The 18,108-nt window shown below is 75.4% G+C and carries 14 protein-coding genes and 1 pseudogene; 6 read left to right on the top strand and 9 right to left on the bottom strand.

Features of this window, described 5'->3' with window-relative positions; translation table 11 throughout:
- Window positions 1-20 precede the first annotated feature (20 nt).
- The 7 genes from nadC to ABEB06_RS17140 all read right to left on the bottom strand — a co-directional run bounded on the left by nadC (window position 21) and on the right by ABEB06_RS17140 (window position 7,128).
- Entirely contained in the window at window positions 21-983 is a 963-nt protein-coding gene (gene nadC / locus ABEB06_RS17170) for a carboxylating nicotinate-nucleotide diphosphorylase (protein WP_345697737.1), read from the bottom strand.
- A 55-nt stretch (window positions 984-1,038) separates the two neighbouring features.
- Complete coding sequence (locus tag ABEB06_RS17165) at window positions 1,039-2,778, bottom strand: L-aspartate oxidase (RefSeq protein ID WP_345697736.1); 1,740 nt, start codon at window positions 2,776-2,778, stop codon at window positions 1,039-1,041.
- Window positions 2,779-2,794: 16 nt separating this feature from the next.
- A complete protein-coding gene (panD, locus tag ABEB06_RS17160; RefSeq protein WP_345697735.1) occupies window positions 2,795-3,244 on the bottom strand; it encodes an aspartate 1-decarboxylase in 450 nt (149 codons plus the stop codon).
- Window positions 3,245-3,297: 53 nt separating this feature from the next.
- A complete protein-coding gene (gene panC, locus ABEB06_RS17155) occupies window positions 3,298-4,203 on the bottom strand; it encodes a pantoate--beta-alanine ligase (RefSeq protein ID WP_345697734.1) in 906 nt (301 codons plus the stop codon).
- The gene (locus ABEB06_RS17150; RefSeq protein WP_345697733.1) at window positions 4,203-5,138 is read right to left on the bottom strand and encodes a Rossmann-like and DUF2520 domain-containing protein; all 936 of its coding nucleotides are present in this window, start codon (window positions 5,136-5,138) and stop codon (window positions 4,203-4,205) included. Before ABEB06_RS17150 ends, panC begins: the two co-directional genes overlap by 1 nt.
- 63 nt (window positions 5,139-5,201) lie before the next feature.
- The gene (locus ABEB06_RS17145; RefSeq protein WP_345697732.1) at window positions 5,202-5,891 is read right to left on the bottom strand and encodes a response regulator; all 690 of its coding nucleotides are present in this window, start codon (window positions 5,889-5,891) and stop codon (window positions 5,202-5,204) included.
- Between the two features lie 22 nt (window positions 5,892-5,913).
- On the bottom strand, window positions 5,914-7,128 hold the full coding sequence (locus tag ABEB06_RS17140; protein ID WP_345697731.1) for a sensor histidine kinase: 1,215 nt from the start codon (window positions 7,126-7,128) through the stop codon (window positions 5,914-5,916).
- 106 nt (window positions 7,129-7,234) lie between these two features.
- On the opposite strand from ABEB06_RS17140, the gene ABEB06_RS17135 reads away from it, so the two are divergent.
- Together ABEB06_RS17135 and ABEB06_RS17130 are read left to right on the top strand one after the other, a co-directional pair.
- On the top strand, window positions 7,235-8,254 hold the full coding sequence (locus ABEB06_RS17135; protein WP_345697730.1) for an SAM-dependent methyltransferase: 1,020 nt from the start codon (window positions 7,235-7,237) through the stop codon (window positions 8,252-8,254).
- The gene (locus ABEB06_RS17130; protein ID WP_345697729.1) at window positions 8,251-9,414 is read left to right on the top strand and encodes an NADH-quinone oxidoreductase subunit D; all 1,164 of its coding nucleotides are present in this window, start codon (window positions 8,251-8,253) and stop codon (window positions 9,412-9,414) included. The genes ABEB06_RS17135 and ABEB06_RS17130 overlap by 4 nt, the downstream gene beginning before the upstream one ends.
- A 180-nt stretch (window positions 9,415-9,594) precedes the next feature.
- Here ABEB06_RS17130 and ABEB06_RS17125 read toward each other — a convergent pair whose 3' ends face one another.
- Window positions 9,595-10,374, bottom strand: coding sequence for a DUF3109 family protein (locus ABEB06_RS17125; protein WP_345701877.1), 780 nt, complete (start codon window positions 10,372-10,374; stop codon window positions 9,595-9,597).
- A 287-nt stretch (window positions 10,375-10,661) separates the two neighbouring features.
- On the opposite strand from ABEB06_RS17125, the gene ABEB06_RS17120 reads away from it, so the two are divergent.
- The 3 genes from ABEB06_RS17120 (at window position 10,662) to ABEB06_RS17110 (ending at window position 15,793) form a co-directional block, all read left to right on the top strand.
- Window positions 10,662-11,027: a hypothetical protein gene (locus ABEB06_RS17120; protein ID WP_345697728.1), complete on the top strand. Its 366-nt coding sequence runs from the start codon at window positions 10,662-10,664 to the stop codon at window positions 11,025-11,027.
- A 141-nt stretch (window positions 11,028-11,168) separates the two neighbouring features.
- On the top strand, window positions 11,169-14,519 hold the full coding sequence (locus tag ABEB06_RS17115) for a toxin glutamine deamidase domain-containing protein (protein ID WP_345697727.1): 3,351 nt from the start codon (window positions 11,169-11,171) through the stop codon (window positions 14,517-14,519).
- Complete coding sequence (locus ABEB06_RS17110) at window positions 14,516-15,793, top strand: SUKH-4 family immunity protein (RefSeq protein WP_345697726.1); 1,278 nt, start codon at window positions 14,516-14,518, stop codon at window positions 15,791-15,793. The genes ABEB06_RS17115 and ABEB06_RS17110 overlap by 4 nt, the downstream gene beginning before the upstream one ends.
- Window positions 15,794-15,863: 70 nt before the next feature.
- Here ABEB06_RS17110 and ABEB06_RS17105 read toward each other — a convergent pair whose 3' ends face one another.
- Entirely contained in the window at window positions 15,864-16,619 is a 756-nt protein-coding gene (locus ABEB06_RS17105) for an alpha/beta fold hydrolase (protein WP_345697725.1), read from the bottom strand.
- 140 nt (window positions 16,620-16,759) lie between these two features.
- Here ABEB06_RS17105 and ABEB06_RS17100 point away from each other — a divergent pair.
- Window positions 16,760-17,717, top strand: a pseudogene (locus tag ABEB06_RS17100) (Ppx/GppA family phosphatase).
- Window positions 17,718-18,108: the final 391 nt, after the last annotated feature.

Genomic DNA, 18,108 nt, shown 5'->3' with positions numbered 1-18,108 from the left:
GCTTTCTGCGGTCGGAGGGGTCAGGAGCTGCGGAGGTCCAGGCCGATGTCCAGGATCGGCGAGGAGTGGGTCAGCGCGCCGACGGCCAGGTAGTCGACACCAGTCTCGGCGACCTCGCGCGCCGTGGCCAGGGTCAGGCCGCCGGAAGCCTCCAGCTTCGCCCGGCCGGCCACCAGCGCCACCGCCTCGCGCATCTGCTCCGGGGTGAAGTTGTCCAGCAGGACCAGGTCCGCTCCGGCCTCCAGCACCGGCGGGATCTGCTCCAGGTCGTCCACCTCGATCTCGACCGGCAGCTCCGGGTACGCGGCGCGCACCGCCTTGAACGCCTCCGCGACACCGCCCGCCGCGACCACGTGGTTGTCCTTGACCAGGGCCGCGTCGGAGAGCGCCATCCGGTGGTTGGCGCCGCCGCCGGCGCGCACCGCGTACTTCTCCAGCGAGCGCAGGCCCGGGGTGGTCTTGCGGGTGTCGCGGACGGTCGCGCCGGTGCCCTCCAGGGCGTCCGCCCAGGCGCGGGTCGCGGTCGCGATGCCGGACAGGTGGCAGAGCAGGTTCAGCGCGCTGCGCTCGGCGGTCAGCAGGTCGCGGGTCCGGCTGCGGACGCTCAGCAGCACCTGGCCCGCCTCGACCGCGGAGCCGTCCTCGACGTGCCGCTCGACCTCGAACTCCTCCTCGCAGACCAGCGAGACGACCGCCTCCGCCACCCGCAGGCCGGCGACCACGCCGGCCTGGCGGGCGGTGAAGTCCGCGGTCGCCACCGCGTCCGCCGGCACCGTCGCCACCGACGTCACGTCCTCGCCGCCGGCCAGGTCCTCGGACAGCGCCATCGCGGCGATGTCCTCCACCTCGACCGGGTCCAGGCCGGCCTCCTCCAGCAGCGCGGCGAGCGCCGGGTCCAGCCCGGTCTCGTACGCCTCGCCGTCACCGCACGCGCAGCCGTCGCCGCAACCGTCGGACGCGAGCGGAAGCTCGGAGTGGGTCATGTTGATGCTCCAATCAGGGGCGCGGGGAACTGCGCGAAGGGGAACGCCACGTGCGTCAGTCGCTCTCGCGAGGGTCGGTTGCACGTGCCGCGATCTTGCTGTCCGGGGTGGGCCGGGCGCGCACCGCGGCGGAGCCGCTGATGGGTAGAGCCCCGCGCCCCTGGGGGGCCGCCGTCAGCGCAACGTGGCGCTGCCAGTGGGTGTCGTCGCGGTCGGGGAAGTCCTCGCGCCAGTGGCAGCCGCGGGTCTCCTCGCGGAGCGCCCCGGCGGCGACCAGCGCGGAGGCGACCAGGTGGAGGTTGGTGGCCTCCCAGGTCTCGACCCGCGGGTCGGCGGGCTTCTCGTCGGCGAGCCGGTCGTGGGCTTCCTCGGCGAGCTGCTCCAGGCCCTGCGCGGTGGCGGCCAGCGAGGCCGCGGAGCGGATCACGCCGGCGCCGGTGGTCATCAGGTGCTGGACCCGGGCGCGGGCCTCGGGCGCGAGCAGCGGCACGGGCCGGTCGGCGCGAGCGGCGGCGACGTCCACGGTGCGCTCGGCCAGCTCGCCGGCGGTGTGCCGGGCGGTGAGGTCGGCGGCGATCCGCTCGGCGAACACCAGGCCTTCGAGCAGGGAGTTGGAGGCGAGCCGGTTGGCGCCGTGCACGCCGGTGCAGGCGACCTCGCCGCAGGCGTACAGGCCGGGCACCGTGGTGCGGCCGTGCAGGTCGGTGCGGATGCCACCGGAGGCGTAGTGCGCGGCGGGGGCGACCGGGATCGGCTCGGTGACCGGGTCGATGCCGTGGGCGCGGCAGGAGGCGAGAATGGTGGGGAAGCGCTCGGCCCACATCTCGGCGCCGAAGTGCCGCCCGTCCAGGTACACGTGCAGGGTGCCGTGCTCCTGCATGCGGCGGGTGATGGCCTTGGCGACGATGTCGCGCGGCGCGAGCTCGTTCAGCTCGTGCTGCCCGACCATGAAGCGCACGCCGTCGCGGTCGATCAGGTACGCGCCCTCGCCGCGGACCGCCTCGGAGACCAGCGGCTGCTGGCCCTCCGCGTCCGGGCCGAGGAAGAGCACGGTGGGGTGGAACTGCACGAACTCCAGGTCGGTGACCTCGGCGCCGGCCCGCAGCGCGAGCGCCACGCCGTCGCCGGTGGAGACGGCCGGGTTGGTGGTGGCGGAGAAGACCTGGCCCATGCCGCCGGTGGCGAGGACCACGGCGCGGGCGCGGATCGCGCCGACGCCGTCGCGCTGGCCCTCGCCCATGACGTGCAGGGTGATCCCGGCGGCGTGGCCGCCGGCGTCCTTGAGCAGGTCGAGGACGAGGGCGTGCTCGATCAGCTCGATGCCGGGGTCGGAGCGGACGGCGGCGACCAGGGCGCGCGATATCTCCGCGCCGGTGGCGTCGCCGCCGGCGTGGGCGATCCGGCGGCGGTGGTGGCCGCCCTCGCGGGTGAGCAGGATCCCGCCGTCCGCGTCGCGGTCGAAGGCGGCGCCGACGGCGATCAGCCGGCGGACCGCGTCCGGGCCCTCGGTGACCAGGGTGCGCACCGCGTCCTCGTCGCAGAGGCCGGCGCCGGCGACCAGGGTGTCGTCGAGGTGCTGCTCGGGGGTGTCGCCGTCGCCCAGGGCGGCGGCGATGCCGCCCTGGGCCCAGCGGGTGGAGCCGTCGTCCAGCATCGCCTTGGTGACCACCATGGCCCTCAGGCCGGCCCTGCGGACGTTGAGCGCGACGGTCAGGCCGGCCACGCCGGAGCCGACCACGACGACGTCGGTGGTCGTGGTCCAGCCCGGCGCGGGGGCGGTCAGACGGTAGGACATGGCTTCACAGGCTCCTTCAGCGCGCGGCGGTCTGGGCCGCGCCGTTGGCATCACCGTACGCCGCGTCGCCGCGGAGCAGCCCGCTGCCCTCGGGCGCCTCGGCGGGGTCGCCGCCGAATCCGGTGATCTTGTTCTCGCCGTCCACGAACACGACCTTGGGTATGTACGCCTTGGCCTCGGCGGTCTCCATCTGCCCGTAGGCGATCAGGATCACCAGGTCGCCCGGGTGCACCAGGCGGGCGGCGGCACCGTTGATGCCGATCACGCCGGAGCCGCGCGGGCCGGCGATGGTGTAGGTCTCCAGCCGGGCGCCGTTGTTGATGTCGACGATGTGGACCAGCTCGCCGGGGAGCAGGTCCGCGGCGTCGAGCAGGTCCTCGTCCACCGTGACCGAGCCGACGTAGTGCAGGTCGGCCTGGGTCACGGTGGCCCGGTGGATCTTGGACTTGAGCATGGTGCGGAGCATGGGTCACGCCTCCTGTGAGTGCATGCCTGAGGATTGCTTCTGTGGTCGAACGCTTACCGGACGATGATGCCGACGTTGTCGATGAGCCGGGTCGAGCCGACCTTGGCCGCGACGGCCAGCACCGCCTCGCCCCGGAAGTCGTCCGGCGCCTCGGTGAAGGTGTCCGGGTCGATCAGGGCGAGGTAGTCGAGGGTGATGCCGTCCGCCCCGGCGAGCGCGGCGGTGGCCGCCTCGCGCACGGCGGTCGCGCCCTCGGCGCCGGCGTCGCGGCCGGCGAACAGGGCGCGGGAGAGGGCGAGCGCCTGCTTGCGCTCGTCCTCGGAGAGGTAGCGGTTGCGCGAGGACAGCGCCAGGCCGTCCTCCTCGCGGACGGTCGGCACGCCGACGATCTCCACGTCGAAGTCGAGGTCGGCGACCATCCGGCGGACCAGCGCCAGCTGCTGGGCGTCCTTCTCGCCGAAGAACGCGAAGTCCGGGTCGGTGATGTGCAGCAGCTTGGCGACCACGGTCAGCACGCCGTCGAAGTGGCCCGGGCGGGACGCGCCCTCGAAGCCGGCGCCCATCGGGCCGGCCGCCAGCCGGACCTGCGGCTCGCCGTTCGGGTACACCTCCTCCGCGGTCGGGGCGAACACCACGTCCGCACCGGCCTCCTCGGCGAGCGCCAGGTCGGCGTCCAGGGTGCGCGGGTAGCGGTCCAGGTCCTCGCCGGCGCCGAACTGCAGCGGGTTCACGAACACGGTGACCGCCACCCGGCCGTCCCGGCCGACCTGGCGGCGGGCCGCCCGGATCAGCGCGGCGTGCCCGTCGTGCAGCGCGCCCATGGTCATCACCACGGCGTTGTCGACCGGCTGCTCGTCCGGCCAGAACGCCGCCTCGAACTCCTCGACCGTGCGGGTCAGCTCCGCCTTGCGGACCTTCGGAGCCTTCGGGGCCTTGGCGGGGCGCCGGTCACGTGCCATCAGTGGTTCTCCTCGTTCAGTACGTCCAGCAGCGCCGCCGCCGGTCCTGCCTTGAGCGACCCGTTGCGGACGGCCCGCTGCGCGGTCGCCCGGGCCATCGCCCGGTACGCCTGCCCGATGTCGGGGGACACCGTAGCGAGCCGGTCCAGGTGCTTGCGCACCGTGCCCACGTCCCCGCGGGCGACCGGGCCGGTCAGCGCCAGGTCGCCGGAGCGCAGCGCGTTGTCCAGGGCCGCGCCGAGCAGCGGGCCGAGCATCTGGCCCGGCTCCGCGACGCCCGCGGTGCGCAGCAGCTCCATCGCCTGGGCGACCAGCGTGACCAGGTGGTTCGCGCCGTGCGCCAGGGCCGTGTGGTAGGTCGCCCGGACCTCCTCCGGCACCCAGGACGGCTCGCCGCCCATCTCCACCACCAGCGCCTCGGCGACCGGCCGCAGCTCCTCCGGCGCGGTCACCCCGAACGGGCAGCCGGCCAGCCTGGCCACGTCCACCGAGGTGCCGGTGAAGGTCATCGCGGGGTGCAGGGCCAGCGGCAGCGCACCGGTCCTGGTCGCCGGCTCCAGCACCGCGACGCCGTGCGCGCCCGAGGTGTGCACCAGCAGCTGCCCCGGCCGCACCGCGCCGGTCGCGGCCAGGCCGGCCACCAGCTCGGGCAGCGCGTCGTCCGGGACGGTCAGCAGGACCAGGTCGGCCGCGGCCAGCACCTGCGGCGGCGTGACCAGGCGGACGCCCGGCAGCAGCGCCTCGGCGCGGCGGCGGGAGGCGTCGGAGACGCCGGAGGCGGCGACCACCCGGTGCCCGGCCAACTGCAGGGCGGCGCCCAGCGCGGGCCCCACCCGGCCGGTGCCGACCACCCCCACGGCCAACCGCCCGGGGCGGTTCCCGGGGTCGCCCGGATCACCGAAGGGGTCGGCGAGCGGGCCGAATTCCTCGTGCAACTTCCGTTCCAGTCCTCGGCGGGTACCAGACGTACCGCTACATCGTACGGCCCGCCGCAGGGGTCAGTCGGAGGCTCCCGCCCGGACGAGACCGTTCTCGTAGGCCAGCACCACGGCCTGGACGCGGTCGCGCAGGCCGAGCTTGGCGAGGATGCGGCCGACGTGGGTCTTCACGGTGGCCTCGGAGAGGGTCAGCCGGGCGGCGATCTCGCCGTTGGACAGGCCCTGGGCGACCAGCAGGAAGACCTCGCGCTCGCGCTCGGTGAGCGGGGCGAGGATCGGGGCGCCCGGCGTGCCGGACGGGACGGGCAGGACCTCGGCGAAGCGGTCGATCATGCGCCGGGTGGTGGTCGGGGCGACCACCGCGTCGCCGCCGTGCACGGCGCGGATCGCGGCGACCAGCTCGGTCGGCGGCACGTCCTTGAGCAGGAAGCCGCTGGCCCCGGCCTTGAGCGCGGCGAAGGCGTACTCGTCCAGGTCGAAGGTGGTCAGGATGAGCACCCGGGGCGCGTCCGGCAGCGGGCTGCCCGCCTCGTCGAGGCAGATCCGCCGGGTGGCCTGGACGCCGTCCAGGCGGGGCATCCGGACGTCCATCAGGATCACGTCGACCTCGGTCGAGCGGAGCACCTCCAGCGCCTGGGCGCCGTCGCCCGCCTCGGCCGTGATCTCGATGTCGCCCTGCGACTGCAGGACCATCCGGAAGCCGGTGCGCAGCAGCTCCTGGTCGTCGACGAGCATCACCCGGATGGTCACTGGAGACTCTCCTTCTCTTGCTTCACTTGGCGGCCTTGAGGGGGAGCACGGCCCGGATCCGGAAGCCGCCGCCCGGCCGCGGACCGACGTCCAGACTGCCGCTGACCATGCCGACCCGCTCCCGCATGCCGATCAGACCATGGCCCTGGCCGTCGGTACCACCGGCGGCCAGCTGCTCGGCGGTGGAACCGCGTCCGTCGTCCTCGATCAGCACTTCGAGGTCGCGCTCGCGGAAGTCCACCGCGACCCTGGCCCGGGCGCCCGGACCGCCGTGCTTGCGGACGTTGGTGAGCGCCTCCTGGACGATCCGGTAGACCGTCAGCTCCACACCGCGCGGCAGCTCGCGGACCTCGCCGGTGGCGTCGAAGTCCACCGGCAGCCCGGCGGAGCGGACCTGGTCCAGCAGCTCCGGCAGCTCCTCCACACTGGGCTGCGGCACGTACTCCTCGGCGGTGTCGGCGGTGCGCAGCACCCCGAGCAGGCGGCGCATCTCCACCAGCGCCTGCCGGCCGGTGGAGGCGATGGTGGCCAGCGCCTCCTTGGCCTGCTGCGGCGAGTTGTCCAGCACGTACGCGGCGCCGTCGGCCTGGACGATCATGACCGAGACGTTGTGCGCGACCACGTCGTGCAGCTCGCGGGCGATCCGGGCCCGCTCGGCGGCGACCGCCACCTTCGCCTGGGCGTCGCGCTCGCGCTCCAGCCGGGCGGCCCGGTCCTCCAGCTCCACCAGGTACGCCCGGCGGACCCGGGTCAGCCGGCCCCACGCCCAGCACAGGATGAACGGCGTGGTCAGCAGCCCGGCCAGGAACAGCGCCCGCAGCGCGTCGCTGCGCTCGTTGGCGGGCGAGATCAGCACCAGGGTCAGCGGACCGGCCGTCAGGGAGGCGGCCAGCGCCAGCCGCGAGGTCCACTTCGAGCCGAACGCCGCGCCGGTGTACGTGAAGACCAGGTACCCGATCGACGACATGCCCGGATTGACGCCCATCAGGCACTGCACCAGGCCCAGCCCGAGGCCGACCGAGGCCACCGCGTTCGGCCAGCGCCGGCGGACCACCATCAGGGCCGGGATCACCACCGCCAGCGCGATGCCCACCGCGTGCTGCCAGGACGAGATCGGGTCCTCCGAGGAGCCGGAGTCCTCGATCGCCACCAGCAGGCCGAAGGCGAACAGCAGCAGCGCCCAGGCAGCGTCCACCACCATCGGGTGTCGGCGGAGCCACGCGTTGAGTCGATGCACCCTTCAAGCCTAGGGAGTCCGGACCACCTCCCAGGTCCGCCGGGAGGGCGATCCCGGCCTACTCCGCAGGGTGGAGACGCCCCGCCCTTCGGTAGCGTCCTCGGACATGACGTGGATGCGCTGGCGACCCGCCATGGAACACGCCCTCTACCGGCCCGACGGCGGCTTCTACCGCAGGCCGGAGGGCCCGGCGGGCCATTTCCGAACCTCCGTGCACGCCTCACCGCACTACGCCCGGGCGGTCGCCCGCCTCCTCGCGGAGACCGACCTCGCCCTCGGCCGCCCGGCGGAGCTGGCCTTCGTCGACCTCGGGGCCGGCCGCGGCGAACTGACCGCCGGCGTGCTCGCCGCCGCCGCGCCGGAGCTGGCGGGGCGGCTGCGCCCGTACGCCGTCGAGCTGGCCGACCGCCCCGCCGGGCTGCCGGACGGGGTGGTGTGGACGGACCGGGTGCCCGAGGGCGTCACCGGCCTGCTGTTCGCCAACGAGTGGCTGGACAACGTGCCGCTGGACGTCGCCGAGCTGGACGAGGACGGCGTGCTGCGCTACGTCGAGGTCGCGGCGGACGGCGAGGAGCGGCCGGGCGCCGAGCTGGAGCCCGAGGACGCGGCCTGGGCGCGCCGGTGGTGGCCGCAGGGCGAGCGGATCGAGCTCGGGCGGCCCCGCGACGAGGCGTGGGCGGCGGCCGTCGGGGCGCTGGAGCGCGGGCTCGCGGTGGCCGTGGACTACGCGCACACGGCGGAGACCCGGCCCTGGTTCGGCACGCTGACCGGCTTCCGGGACGGCCGGGAGGTCGCCCCCGTCCCCGACGGCGGCTGCGACGTCACCGCGCACGTCGCGCTGGACGCGGTGGCCGTCCCCTCGACCGGGGGGCGCGCCGTCCACAGCCTGTGGACGACCCAGCGGGAGGCGCTGCGGGCACTCGGCGTCCGCGGCGACCGGCCGCCGCTGGCCCTGGCGGGCAGCGACCCCGCCGGCTACCTCCGGGCGCTGTCCGGGGCGGGCGAGGCCGCCGAGCTGACCGACCCCGCCGGGCTCGGCGGCTTCCAGTGGCTGGTCCAGGCTGTCCGCATGCCGGTACCGGAGGGGCTGGAGGGCCTGCCGGGGTGGCAGACTCTGTCCCCATGAGGGAGACCACGGTCGGGATCGGCGCGGGCGCACAGACGCTGACGGGCGAGCTGGGCACCAGCGACATGGTGCTCAACATCGGCCCCCAGCACCCGTCCACCCACGGCGTGCTGCGGCTCAAGCTGGTGCTCGACGGCGAGCGCATCGTCGCCGCCGAGCCGGTGATCGGCTACATGCACCGCGGCGCGGAGAAGCTCTTCGAGGCCCGCGACTACCGGCAGATCATCATGCTGGCCAACCGGCACGACTGGCTCTCCGCCTTCGCCAACGAGCTCGGCGTCGTCCTCGCCGTCGAGCGGATGCTCGGCATGGAGGTCCCCCGGCGCGCGGTCTGGCTGCGGACGCTGCTGGCCGAGCTCAACCGGGTGCTCAACCACCTGATGTTCCTCGGCTCGTACCCGCTGGAGCTCGGCGGCATCACCCCGATCTTCCACGCCTTCAACGGCCGCGAGGAGCTCCAGCACGTCCTGGAGGAGGCTTCCGGCGGGCGCATGCACTACATGTTCAACCGGGTCGGCGGCCTCAAGGAGGACCTGCCCGCCGGCTGGCTCGGCCGGGTCCGGACCGCGGTCGGCGTGGTCCGCTCCCAGCTCCCGGTCTTCGAGGACCTGGTCCTCGGCAACGAGATCTTCCGCGGCCGCACCGCCGGCGTCGGCGTGCTCAGCCGCGAGCAGGTCCACGCGTACGGCGTCAGCGGCCCGATCGGCCGGGCCAGCGGCGTCGACTTCGACCTGCGCCGGGACGAGCCCTACCTCGCGTACGGCGAGCTGCAGGACGTCCTCAGGGTCTCGGTCCGGGACGAGGGCGACTGCCTCGCCCGGTTCGAGTGCCTGCTGGAGCAGACCGTCAACGCGCTGGAGCTCGCCGACGCCTGCCTCGACCGGCTCGCCGAACTCCCGCCGGGCCCGATCAACCTGCGACTGCCCAAGGTGCTCAAGGCCCCCGAGGGCGAGACCTACGCCTGGACCGAGAACCCGCTCGGCATCAACGGCTACTACCTGGTCTCGCGCGGCGAGAAGACGCCGTGGCGCCTCAAGCTGCGCTCGGCGTCCTACAACAACATCCAGGCGCTGACCGAACTGCTGCCCGGCACGCTGGTGGCCGACATGGTGGCGATCCTCGGCTCGATGTTCTTCGTCGTCGGCGACATCGACAAGTGACCGCCGGACGGGCGGCATCCGTTCGTCCCCGTTGTTCCTCGTTCCACGCCGCTCACTCTCCGGCGCACCCGGGGCATTTTGCCCCGGGAACTTCATGCGGCGCTACGTCATGCACGATCTCGACCAGTGGGAGCACTGGCAGGTCGAGACGCCGTACGGCGGCGACGCCGGTGCCCGGAGTCAGTCGGCGGGGTGGGGGGCCAGCTTCTTGTGGCCCTTGGCCGCGATGCGGGCCTCGCAGAGCTCGACCAGGACGTCGTACGCGGGCTCGCCCATCAGCTCGGTGAGCTCGGGGCGGTAGCTGACGTAGACCGGGTCGGGGGCGTTGTGGGCCTCCGGGGAGCCGGTGCACCACCAGTGCAGGTCGTGGCCGCCGGGGCCCCAGCCGCGGCGGTCGTACTCGCCGATGGAGACCTGGAGGTAGCGGGTGTCGTCGGGGCGGTCGATCCAGTCGTAGGTGCGGCGGATCGGGAGCTGCCAGCAGACGTCCGGCTTGGTCTCCAGCGGCTCCTTGCCCTCGCGCAGGGCCAGGATGTGCAGCGAGCAGCCCGCGCCGCCGGGGAACCCGGGGCTGTTCAGGAAGAGGCAGGCGCCGTTCACCCGGCGGGTCTGGCGGTCGCCGTCCTCGTCGAACATGGTGATGCCGCCGTCGACCAGGATCCGGCCCTCGGCGTCGGTGCCGTGCCCGTGGTTCTCCCAGATGTCCGGGGTGAGCCGGGAGGCGTGCCCGATGACGCGCTGCTCGTCGTCCTCGTCGGAGTAGTGGGCGCCGAGCGTGCAGCAGCCGTCGGACTCGCCGCGGCCGGGCCGGATGCCGTGGCAGCCCTTGCCGAAGATGCAGCCCCAGCGGGAGGTCAGCCAGGTCAGGTCGCAGCGGAACACCTGGTCGGCGTCGGCCGGGTCGGTGAACTCGACCCAGGCGCGCGGGAAGTCGAGCGGCACCTCGCCGACGGTCGGCATCGCCAGGTCGACGGCCTTGGCCTTCTTGGTCTTCTTGCTCTTCGCGGTCTCTGCTGCTGCCACCCGGCAAGGGTATGGCCTCGGAGGGCCGGACCGGGCGCGGTCGGCGGTGGCAATTGCGACGATTTCTCGACGAACGTCCGCAATGGTCCGGTCGAGGGTGGTGAAACCGCTGTGAAAAGGGCCGCAGCCGGGGCGGTGGGCCCGGGGGGCGGGCCTAGGATGGCGCGAGGCCGGACGACGGCCGGGTGCTCCGGCGCCCACGGGGACGGGGGAGGGACGCGGCGATGGCCGATGTCAGGATCAACACGTGGGAAGTCCACGGCGAGGGGCGGGAGTTCGAGACCGTCTCGGGCGAGTTCCAGCGCGCGGCGGTGAACCTGGAGCAGCAGCTGGCCGGGCTCGGCACCCCGTGGGGCACCGACGAGCCGGGGGCGCCGTTCGGCGGGGCGTACGGCGAGGCGCGCGAGGGCGTGCTGGCCGGACTGCAGGGCCTGGCGGACCGGCTCGGCCGGATCGGCACCGGCCTGCACACCATGGCGGACAGCGTCGAGCGCACCGACCGCCAGGTCAAGGTCGACTTCACCGGGCTGGAGGGCGGACTCGGCTCCGCCGCGCCCGGCGCAACCGGGCACGGCCCCGGCGCCGTCTGATTCCCGGAACAGGTGGGCGGCGGCACGCAGTTGCCGTACGCCGGCTCGAACCGTGTCCGACGTCGCACCCGACATCGCACCTGACATCGCACTCGCATTCGCACCACGCCTGATCCCGCACCACCCGAAGGGGGAGAGCACGTGTCCAGGAAGCTGCCCGAGGAGCTGGCCCCCGCGCTGGCGCGGACCGGTCACCACTGGCCGCAGGCGGACGAGGACGGGCTGCGCCGGGCAGCGGCGGTGTGGCGGGAGTTCGGCGCCGACGCCGAGCAGCTGGCCCGGCGCGGCGCTTCGTCCGCCGAGCGGGTCACCGCCGAGAACTCCGGGCCGGCCGTCGACGCCTTCGCCGAGCACTGGCGAGCGTTCGCCGGGAGCGGCCGCGGCCACCTGGACGACGCGCACGCCGCCGCCGAGACGATGGGCCGGGCCTTCGACCGGGCGGCCTGCGCCGTCGACCACTGCAAGGCCGAAGTGATCGCCGTCCTCACCGAGTTGGCCGAGGAGATCAAGAAGGCCGACGCCGCCGAGGCGAAGGCCGAGCAGCAGATGGCGCACGCCGGCGACGGCCTCGCCGGGCTGGTCGGCGCAGCCGTCGGCGCGGTCAAGGACGTGGTCGCCGAGGTCGGCGAGGCGGTCGCCGTCGAGGGTGCCAAGCTGAAGATCGCCGGGCTGCTGCACGAGCTCGCCCGGGAGATGAAGGAAGCCGTCCAGGCCGCCGCCAAGGAGCCGGCGGTCATCGCGCTGGAGCGGATCGCCCAGGCGGACGGGCGCGGCCTGCACGGCGAGAAGCGCGAGTACAGCGCCGCCCGGGTGATGTCTGCCGGCAGCGCCGGCGGAGCGGCCGGAGCCGCCGCCGCGAAGGTCGCCCGCTCGGTCGAGGTCGCCGGGGTCCGCGAACTGCGCCCCGCCGTCGACCAGGACGGCGCGATCAAGACCGACCGGCACGGCAACCCGATCCTGGTCGGCGCGGACGGCAAGGAGGTCCGCGGCGTCGAAGGCGTGCAGATCACCGTCGGCGAGGACGGCCGCGCCCAGGTGGTCGACGCCGAGGGCAAGCCGGTCAGCGGCCTCGCCGTCGGCGAGGACGGCCGCCCGCTGCGCGGCACCGACGGCAAGCCGCTGCTGGTCGGCGGCACCGGCGTCCTGATCGGCACCGGCCTCGCCCTGGCCCTCTCCGCCGACGGCCGGCCGCAGGTCGGCGCCGACGGCCACCCCGTGCTGCTCGGCGCGGACGGCCGACAGGTCTCCGCGCTCGCCGCCGACTCCCAGGGCCGACTGCTGGCCGGCGTCGACGGCACGGCGGTGACGGTCGGTCAGGACGGCCACGCCACCGGTCCGGACGGCCGCACCGTGGTCTTCGACCAGCACGGCCGGCCGGTCCCGCTCGGCGGCCCCGGCGACCACGGCGGGCTGCAGGTGAACATCGGCGGGCAGCCGGTGCTCGGCGTGGACCAGCACGGCGTCCAGATCGGCGCCGACACCCCCGGGGACGGCCCCGCACCGCACGGCAAGCACGGCGGCCCGCAGGTCGTGATCGGCCCCGACGGGCCGGACGGGCGCGGCGGCATCAGCGTCCAGGCGGCCGGCATGTCCGCGGGCGTCCAGACCCCGGCCGACGGCGGCGTCCGGCCGAACGGCGGCTACGACCAGGGCAGCGGCGGCCAGTCCGGCGGACACGGCCGCAGCAGCACCTACACCGGCCACGCCAACGGCGGCTACACCGGCGGGTACCAGGCGCCGGCACCGGCCTTCGACCCCGGCGACGACTGGACGCCGCCCCCGGTCCACCACGGCCCGGCGGCCGTGCACACCGACTCCGTCGCGGTCGCCCCCGCGCCCAGCGCACCCGTCTCCACCGGCGACATCTGGTCCGGCGGCGGCGGTGGCGGCCACCGGGCGGCCGAGCCGTCCTTCGGCGGCGGCGCGTCCGGCGGCGGGCACGCCTCGGCGGGCTCCGGGAACTTCCAGCTCGGCCCGGTCGGCGGCGGCTCCCCGCTCGGCGGCGGATCCGTCGCGGGCGGCGGCATGCTAGGCGGACCGGTCGGCGCGGGCCCGGTCGCCGGTGCACCCGTCGTCGGCGGAGGTCCGGTCGGTGCCGGTCCCGTCGCCGGCGCGGCACCCGGCGGCGCCGCGCCCGCAGCCGGTGCGGGCGGCACCCCCGTCCAGACCGGTCCGGTCGCCGGCGCGCCCGGTGCCGCCGGCTCGCCGGGTGCCGCCGGTTCGGCGGGCGCCGGTGCCCAGCAGGGCGGCGCCGCCGTCATCGGCGTCGGCCAGCACACCACCCAGCAGGCACCCGGCACCGGCCCGCGACCGCCCGTCGGCGGCCCCGCGCAGCCCGGCGGCGGTGCGATCGGGCAGTACACGCCCGCCAACCCGGTCCGCTTCGACCCGGTCACCGACACCGACCGCCGCCGCGGCCCCGACGGCGGACCGCTCTCCGCGCTGCCCGTCCACCCCGGACAGGTCGCCGCCGCCTGGCTCGTCTGGCAGACCTACCGCACCGCGCCCCCCGCGCCGCCCGCCGAACCCGGCACCCCGCGGACCATCGCCGACAGCCGCCCGTACGGCCTGCCCGGCGGACTCGGCCCGGTCGACCCCGCACACCAGGCGGACGCCGTCCGCCGCACCCCGCTGCCCGCACCCGACCCGCGGGCCGGCGACTGGATCGAGGCGCTCAACGGCGGCGGCCCCCGCGAGGCCGGGCGCGCCAACAACTCCGTCGACGTCGCGCTGTCCGGCGTGGACACCGTCGGCGGGTACCCGACCTGCGCCGCACCCCGGCTGCCCGACGGGCCCGCCGGCGAGCGCGGCGGACGCGACCGCGCCGAACGGGAACTCGGCGCGCCCTTCCTCGACCTCGGGGACGGCGACGGCGGCTACCGGCAGGTGGCGGGAGCGCTGCGGGCCGCGGGCAGCGGCAGCCGCGCGGTCCTGCTCACGCTGGACGGGTTCGGGCGCTCGCACACCTGGAACGCGGTCAACCACCAGGGCGAGATCACCTGGCTCGACCACCTCACCGGCTACCGCTCCGACCGGCCGCTCTACCCGGCCGACAACGGTCTCTGGGCCATCGCCGTCGCCGCGGACAACCGCCCGCTCGACCTCGCCGAACCCCTCCCCGCCACCACCGCCGTCCCCGCCACCCCGGCGGAGCCGGCTGCCGTCGCCACCGCTCCGGCGCAGCCGCCCGTCGAGGCGGCCCGCCCGGCGGAGCCGGTCCCGGCCGCCGCCGGGGCGGTGGGCGGCGCTGCCGCGGACCAGCCGTCCGGCCGCCCGGCGGAGCCGGTGGGCGAGGTCGTGGTGACGCAGCCGTCCGGCCCCCCGGCGGAGCCGGGAACCGGTGCCACCGCACCGGCGCAGCCGGCCGGCCATCCGGCGGAGCCGGAAACCGTTGCCTCGGCGCGGCCTTCCGCCTCCCCGGCGGAGCCGGCGCCTGCCGCGCCGCGGTCGCGGCTCACTGTCCACCGCACCGCCGGGAGCAGCAAGCGATGATCACCCGAGAGCAGGCTCTCGCCGCCGCCCACCGCTGGGTGAACGGCGACCTTCCGCAGGACACCGCGCGGCCGGTGCGTTCGTTCGAGTTCGACCTGGGCTGGGTGGTGTGGCCGGAGCCGTCGCCGGTGCAGGTGGATCCGCTGACCGGGGCGCGCCGGGCGCCGGAGGAGATCGGCGCTGCGTGCGCGGTGGTGGACCGGGCGAGCGGTGAGTTGAGCGTGTGGCCGTCAGTGCCGGTGCCGGAGGTGGTCCGGGTGTACCGGGACCGGCTGGGTGCGGGCAGTCACGATCCGGCGTTGCCGCCGGTGACCGGCCCGGGTTCGCGGACCGAGCTCGCCTACCGGGACGCGGCGGGCGAGCCGCAGTCGCTGGTGGTGGAGTCGGCGCCGGGGCTGCCGCATCCGGCGCTGCGCGGCTGGCAGCAGTTGCAGCGGCAGGGCGTGACCGCGGCCGACGTGCTGGCGATCCGTACCGACCTGCGGCCGACGATGCTGCCGGGCGGCTACTGGGCGCAGCGCCTGCTGGCGGAGCTGCCCGAGGTGCCGGTCGGCTACGACCTGCCGTACGGGCCGCGGTTCGACCACCGGGCGGCGGACGTCCGGACCCTGGCCGGGCGGCGCGGCACCCCGTTCAACCGGGTGCCGTTCCCGGTCGCGGTGGCGCCGGCGCCGGTCGAGTCGGCGCAGGCGCTGGCGGGGCGGCTGGCGGCGGTGTTCGGGGCGGACGGCGTGTGCCGGTTCGATCCGGACGCGGTGGCCGCCGCCGATCTGCCGGCGGCGGTGGCGGGTCCGCTGCTGGAGGTGGGTCTGCCGCGGCGGGTCGAGGGCTTCTTCGCGGTGCACCATCCGGCGGCGGACGGTGTCGCCGAGGCGGCGGGTCCGGTGCTGCCGGACGTCGCCGCGCTGGTCGAGGCGCTCGGCCGGGGTGCTCGGGCGACCGCGGCGGCCCGGGCGGCGCTCCTGGGGCAGCTGCTGCTCGGCTCGGACGGCTGGGCGCTGATCACCGTGGACACCGCGCAGGGGCGGGTCCGCGCGATCGACCCGGACGACTGCGCGGCCCGGCACTGCAATGCCGACCTGACGGCGTTCCTCCGGTCGCTGCTGCTGTTCGCCGAGCGCTACCCGCGCCTGCGCGACCTGCCGCCGGCGGCCGCCGGGCCGGCCGTCGCCGAGCTCCAGTGGGCGCTGGCCACGCTGGACGCCACCGCGTTCGCCGACCCGGAGAACTGGTGGGCCGTGATCGTCGAGCAGCTCTGGCACGGCGTGCTCTGACCGGGCGGACCGGGCGCCCCGCCCGGTCCGCGGTCAACGGGTGGGGCGCCCGGCGCCCCGGCGGGGCCGCTCACTCGTTGAGGAAGGCCTCCAGGCGGGCGGCGAGGCGCACGGGCAGCTCGTACTGCGGGTAGTGGCCGCAGTTGCCGAGCACCTCCAGCTCCGCCTCCGGGTAGTGGGTGAGCCAGGTGGCGCGCATCAGGGGCTCGTTCAGGGCGACGTCGTGCTCGCCGATGAAGACCTTCACGGGGAGGCGGGAGCCGGCGATCTTGGCGGCGAAGTCCTGGGTGGTCCAGTCGGCGAGGTACCCGGCGAAGGCCTCCGGGCGGGACTGGGCGAGCGACTGGGCGGTCATCCGGTCCAGCCACACCGCGCCCGCCCGCTGGCCGGTGACCAGGTCGAGGATGGCCCGCCGGTTCGCGGGCCGCTCCACGGCGCCGTGGAAGAGGTCGTACGCGTCGCCCTCCAGCCGGTACTCCGAGGCCGGCACCGGGGTCAGCCCGACCAGTTTGCGGACCCGGTGCGGTGCCTCGGCCAGCACCCGCTGCACCGCCTTGCCGCCCATCGAGTGCCCGACCAGCGAGAACTCCTCCCAGCCCAGCTCGTCGGCGAGCGCCAGCACGTCCTCGGCGATCTCCGCCAGCGTGTACGTGCCGGGGACGTCCAGCCGATCCCCGTACCCCCGGTAGTCCGGCAGGGCGTAGGTGAACACGTCGCCGTCCAGGCAGTCCAGGAAGGCGCTCCAGCCTGCGCTGGTGCCGAACCAGTCGTGCAGCACGATGACCCGGTGCTCGCCGCTGCCGATGATCCGGTGAGTGATCGTCATGTCGGTTTCTCCTCGCGGAAGATGGTGAGGGAGGCGGTGCCGGGCAGTGTCCTCCCCCGACCGCCGGCCGGGCAATCGAACAGGCAGGGAGGACCGATTCGGGCAGGTGAGCGGTCACCGATCGGTTAGCGTGGACGGCTATGCGACTCGGTGTGCTCGACGTAGGTTCCAACACCGTCCACTTCCTCGTGGTGGACGCCCACCCCGGCGCTGCCCCGCTGCCCGCGTACTCGCACAAGGCCGAGCTGCGCCTCGCCGAGCTGCTCGACGAGCGGGGGGGCGATCACCGAGGTCGGCGTCGACAAGCTGGTGTCGATGGTCGCCTCGTCGATAAGGGTCGCCGAGGACAAGGGCGTGGTGGCGATGCTGCCGTTCGCCACCTCCGCGGTGCGCGAGGCCGCCAACGGCGAGCAGGTGCTGAACCGGGTCGCCACCGAGACCGGGGTCGAGCTCCAGGTGCTGTCCGGGCAGGACGAGGCCCGGCTCACCTTCCTCGCGGTCCGCCGCTGGTTCGGCTGGTCCTCCGGGCGGCTGCTCAACCTGGACATCGGCGGCGGCTCGCTGGAGATCGCCTGCGGCATCGACGAGCAGCCCGACGTCGCCTGCTCGCTGCCGCTGGGCGCGGGCCGGCTCACCGCCCGGCTGCCCGGCGACCTCGCCGACCCCGAGGACCTGCGCGAGCTGAGACGCGACATCCGCGCCGAGATCGCCCAGGTGGTGGGTGAATTCGCCCGGATCGGGGCGCCCGACCACGCGGTCGCCACCTCCAAGACCTTCAAGCAGCTCGCCCGGATGACCGGCGCGGCGCCGGAGGGGGCGGGCGCGCGGGTCCCGCGCAAGCTCACCCGGGCCGGGCTGTCGGCGTGGCTGCCCCGGCTGGCCGCGATGACGCCCACCGAGCGCGCCCGGATCCCCGGCGTCTCCGAGGGCCGGGCCCGCCAGCTGCTGGCCGGCGCGCTGGTCGCCGACGCCGCGATGGACCTCTTCGGCCTCGACGAACTGGACATCTGCCCCTGGGCGCTGCGCGAGGGCATCATCCTCCGCCGCCTGGACACCATGTCCGGCCCGGTCGAGCGCCGCCCCGCGCTGACCCCGTAGCCGCTCGGCGGAGGGCGGATCCGCTTACCCTGGTGCGCGTGGGCCATCCTGCGGACGAGGAGTCATCCGGAGCGGGCCGTGCTGCCGGGCGCCGGCAGGCACGGCCTCCGCGCCCGCGCCGCACGCCCCGGGCGACCGCCGCGCCCGGGCACGCCCCGTCGCCGCTCGCGGACGGCACGCAGGGCAACCCGGCCGTGCCCACCGTGCCCACCGTGCCCACCGCACCCACCGCGCCCCCGGCACCGGGCGCGCCGGGGGAGCAGGCCGCCGGCCGCGTGGCGAAGGCGGCGCGGTCGGTGAAGGCGGCGAAGAGCGCGCAGGTGAAGAAGGTCGCGAAGGCGGTGAAGACCGCCCGCACCGCCCGCAAGGCGCCCGCCCGCCGCGACCCGCT

Source organism: Kitasatospora terrestris (genome assembly GCF_039542905.1).
Lineage (GTDB): Bacteria > Actinomycetota > Actinomycetes > Streptomycetales > Streptomycetaceae > Kitasatospora > Kitasatospora terrestris.
Note: the sequence above shows the minus strand (reverse complement) of the source record. Positions and strands in the feature narration are given on the sequence as shown.

Bases quoted from the DNA above. Each gene is read 5' to 3' on its own strand.
- ABEB06_RS17105 (WP_345697725.1), bottom strand. From the start codon at position 16,619: ATGACGATCACTCACCGGATCATCGGCAGCGGCGAGCACCGGGTCATC.
- ABEB06_RS17135 (WP_345697730.1), top strand. From the start codon at position 7,235: ATGACGTGGATGCGCTGGCGACCCGCCATGGAACACGCCCTCTACCGG.
- ABEB06_RS17110 (WP_345697726.1), top strand. From the start codon at position 14,516: ATGATCACCCGAGAGCAGGCTCTCGCCGCCGCCCACCGCTGGGTGAAC.
- panD (WP_345697735.1), bottom strand. From the start codon at position 3,244: ATGCTCCGCACCATGCTCAAGTCCAAGATCCACCGGGCCACCGTGACC.
- ABEB06_RS17165 (WP_345697736.1), bottom strand. From the start codon at position 2,778: ATGTCCTACCGTCTGACCGCCCCCGCGCCGGGCTGGACCACGACCACC.
- panC (WP_345697734.1), bottom strand. From the start codon at position 4,203: ATGGCACGTGACCGGCGCCCCGCCAAGGCCCCGAAGGCTCCGAAGGTC.
- ABEB06_RS17120 (WP_345697728.1), top strand. From the start codon at position 10,662: ATGGCCGATGTCAGGATCAACACGTGGGAAGTCCACGGCGAGGGGCGG.
- nadC (WP_345697737.1), bottom strand. From the start codon at position 983: ATGACCCACTCCGAGCTTCCGCTCGCGTCCGACGGTTGCGGCGACGGC.
- ABEB06_RS17125 (WP_345701877.1), bottom strand. From the start codon at position 10,374: ATGCCGACCGTCGGCGAGGTGCCGCTCGACTTCCCGCGCGCCTGGGTC.
- ABEB06_RS17130 (WP_345697729.1), top strand. From the start codon at position 8,251: ATGAGGGAGACCACGGTCGGGATCGGCGCGGGCGCACAGACGCTGACG.